The organism is Curtobacterium sp. VKM Ac-2922, assembly GCF_022815645.1.
Taxonomy (GTDB): Bacteria; Actinomycetota; Actinomycetes; order Actinomycetales; family Microbacteriaceae; genus Curtobacterium.
The window spans coordinates 1,873-5,387 of sequence record NZ_JALGRO010000022.1 but is presented as its reverse complement, the minus strand read 5'-3'; the positions used below and the strand labels follow the sequence as shown (position 1 = coordinate 5,387).

Annotated in this window: 2 rRNA genes; both read right to left on the bottom strand. The window is 55.2% G+C overall.

The window, feature by feature from the left end:
• Positions 1-7 precede the first annotated feature (7 nt).
• Positions 8-124 (bottom strand): 5S ribosomal RNA (rrf, locus tag MT346_RS17860).
• Positions 125-252: 128 nt separating this feature from the next.
• A 23S ribosomal RNA gene (locus tag MT346_RS17855) occupies positions 253-3,382 on the bottom strand.
• Positions 3,383-3,515: the final 133 nt, after the last annotated feature.

Sequence of the window (3,515 nt, the reverse complement as noted above, 5' to 3'; positions counted from 1 at the left end):
ACGTTGAGTCCGGCGGCGTCCTACTCTCCCACAAGGTCCCCCTTGCAGTACCATCGGCGCTGAGAGGCTTAGCTTCCGGGTTCGGAATGTGACCGGGCGTTTCCCTCTCGCTATGACCACCGGAACACTGTCGACCATGAACGGTCTCAAACAGGCTCCGCCGTATGCGAAGTATTCAGTTTGATTCCCGATCGTCTGTCGGGAACCACAAAGTGGACGCGAGCCCCACACCGAGGTGTGGGAAATAATTGTGTTGTCAAGTCTTCGGCTTATTAGTACCGGTCAGCTCCACGGGTCGTTAGTCCCCGCTTCCACATCCGGCCTATCAACCCAGTAGTCTGCTGGGAGCCTCTCACACTCAAGGTGCATGGAAATCTCATCTCGAAGACGGCTTCCCGCTTAGATGCTTTCAGCGGTTATCCGGTCCGAACGTAGCTAATCAGCGGTGCCCTTGGCAGAACAACTGACACACCAGAGGTTCGTCCATCCCGGTCCTCTCGTACTAGGGATAGATCTTCTCAAATTTCCAACGCGCGCAGCGGATAGGGACCGAACTGTCTCACGACGTTCTAAACCCAGCTCGCGTACCGCTTTAATGGGCGAACAGCCCAACCCTTGGGACCTACTCCAGCCCCAGGATGCGACGAGCCGACATCGAGGTGCCAAACCATGCCGTCGATATGGACTCTTGGGCAAGATCAGCCTGTTATCCCCGAGGTACCTTTTATCCGTTGAGCGACAGCGCTTCCACAAGCCACTGCCGGATCACTAGTCCCGACTTTCGTCCCTGCTCGACCTGTCAGTCTCACAGTCAAGCTCCCTTGTGCACTTACACTCGCCACCTGATTGCCAACCAGGTTGAGGGAACCTTTGGGCGCCTCCGTTACTCTTTGGGAGGCAACCGCCCCAGTTAAACTACCCATCAGGCACTGTCCATGAACCCGATCAGGGTCCTACGTTAGACATCCAAAGTGACCAGAGTGGTATTTCAACAATGACTCCACGAACACTAGCGTGCCCGCTTCACAGTCTCCCACCTATCCTACACAAGCCACTCCGAACACCAATACCAAACTGTAGTAAAGGTCACGGGGTCTTTCCGTCCTGCTGCGCGTAACGAGCATCTTTACTCGTAGTGCAATTTCGCCGAGTTCGCGGTTGAGACAGCTGGGAAGTCGTTACGCCATTCGTGCAGGTCGGAACTTACCCGACAAGGAATTTCGCTACCTTAGGATGGTTATAGTTACCACCGCCGTTTACTGGGGCTTAAATTCAGAGCTTCGCCCAAAGGCTAACCCCTCCTCTTAACCTTCCAGCACCGGGCAGGCGTCAGTCCGTATACATCGTCTTGCGACTTCGCACGGACCTGTGTTTTTAGTAAACAGTCGCTTCCCACTGGTCTCTGCGGCCTTCAACGCTCACGGAGCAAAGTCCGGTCACGTGTCCGGCCCCCCTTCTCCCGAAGTTACGGGGGCATTTTGCCGAGTTCCTTAACCACGATTATCTCGATCTCCTTGGTATTCTCTACCTGACCACCTGAGTCGGTTTCGGGTACGGGCGGCTGCAACCTCGCGTCGATGCTTTTCTCGGCAGCATAGGATCACTGATTTCCCCTTGACGGGTACGCGTCGGATCTCAGGCGTACAGACGACGGATTTGCCTATCGTCAGCCCTACATCCTTACACCAGGTTCACCTTACGGATACCATCGCCTGGCTCAGCTACCTTCCTGCGTCACACCTGTTCATACGCTAACCGCACCAGCATGGGGTCGAGCGTTAGACCGGCCACCATCACCCCGAAGGGATCCGGATGTGCCGGGTTAGGACTCTTAGCACCACTGGATTAGCTTGGGCGGTTGTTCGCCGGTACGGGAATATCAACCCGTTGTCCATCGACTACGCCTGTCGGCCTCGCCTTAGGTCCCGACTTACCCAGGGCGGATTAACCTGGCCCTGGAACCCTTGGTCTTTCGGAGGACGGGTTTCTCACCCGTCTTTCGCTACTCATGCCTGCATTCTCACTCGTGTAGCGTCCACGGCTGGATCACTCCGCCGCTTCACTCGCCACACGACGCTCTCCTACCACTCCGCACGACTGAACCACGAAGGCTTGTCTATAGTGCGAAATCTACAACTTCGGCGGTGTGCTTGAGCCCCGTTACATTGTCGGCGCGGAATCACTTGACCAGTGAGCTATTACGCACTCTTTCAAGGGTGGCTGCTTCTAAGCCAACCTCCTGGTTGTCTGTGCAACTCCACATCCTTTCCCACTTAGCACACGCTTAGGGGCCTTAGTTGGTAGTCTGGGTTGTTTCCCTCTCGACGATGAAGCTTATCCCCCACCGTCTCACTGCTGCGCTCTCACTCACCGGCATTCGGAGTTTGGCTGACGTCAGTAACCTGTTGAGGCCCATCGGCCATCCAGTAGCTCTACCTCCGGCGAGAAACACGCAACGCTGCACCTAAATGCATTTCGGAGAGAACCAGCTATCACGAAGTTTGATTGGCCTTTCACCCCTATCCACAGCTCATCCCCTCCATTTTCAACTGAAGTGGGTTCGGTCCTCCACGACGTCTTACCGTCGCTTCAACCTGGCCATGGATAGATCACTTCGCTTCGGGTCTAGGACATGCGACTGAATCGCCCTATTCAGACTCGCTTTCGCTACGGCTGCCCCACACGGGTTAACCTCGCCACATATCACTAACTCGCAGGCTCATTCTTCAAAAGGCACGCCGTCACATCAACAAGGATGCTCCGACGGTTTGTAAGCAAACGGTTTCAGGTACTATTTCACTCCCCTCCCGGGGTACTTTTCACCTTTCCCTCACGGTACTTGTCCGCTATCGGTCATCTGGGAGTATTTAGGCTTATCAGGTGGTCCTGACAGATTCACACGGGATTTCTCGGGCCCCGTGCTACTTGGGATACACATCCGGCCATAACACCATTTCGTCTACGGGGCTGGCACCCACTACGGCCCGGCTTTCAAACCGGTTCGACTATGATGCGCTGTAACCGCCCCAGTCCGGCAGAACTGAGTGACGTGTCCCACAACCCCGACCATGCAACGCCCGCCGGCTATCACACATGATCGGTTTAGCCTCATCCGCTTTCGCTCGCCACTACTCACGGAATCACATGTTGTTTTCTCTTCCTGTGGGTACTGAGATGTTTCACTTCCCCACGTTCCCTCTACCCGCCCTATATATTCAGGCGGGAGTCACCAGGTCACAAAAGCGCCTGGCGGGGTTTCCCCATTCGGAAATCCTCGGCTCACAGCTCGATTATCAGCTCCCCGAGGCTTATCGCAGATTTCTACGTCCTTCTTCGGCTCCAGATGCCAAGGCATCCACCGTTTGCTCTTAGAAACTTGACCACAAAGATTAAAATTGCGATCCAACGCCACACCAACCACCACCCCGAAGGATGATCTCGGTCATGACGCGAATCTAAAGATGCTCGCGTCCACTGTGTAGTTCTCAACATACGATCGGCACCGCACTCCCCCA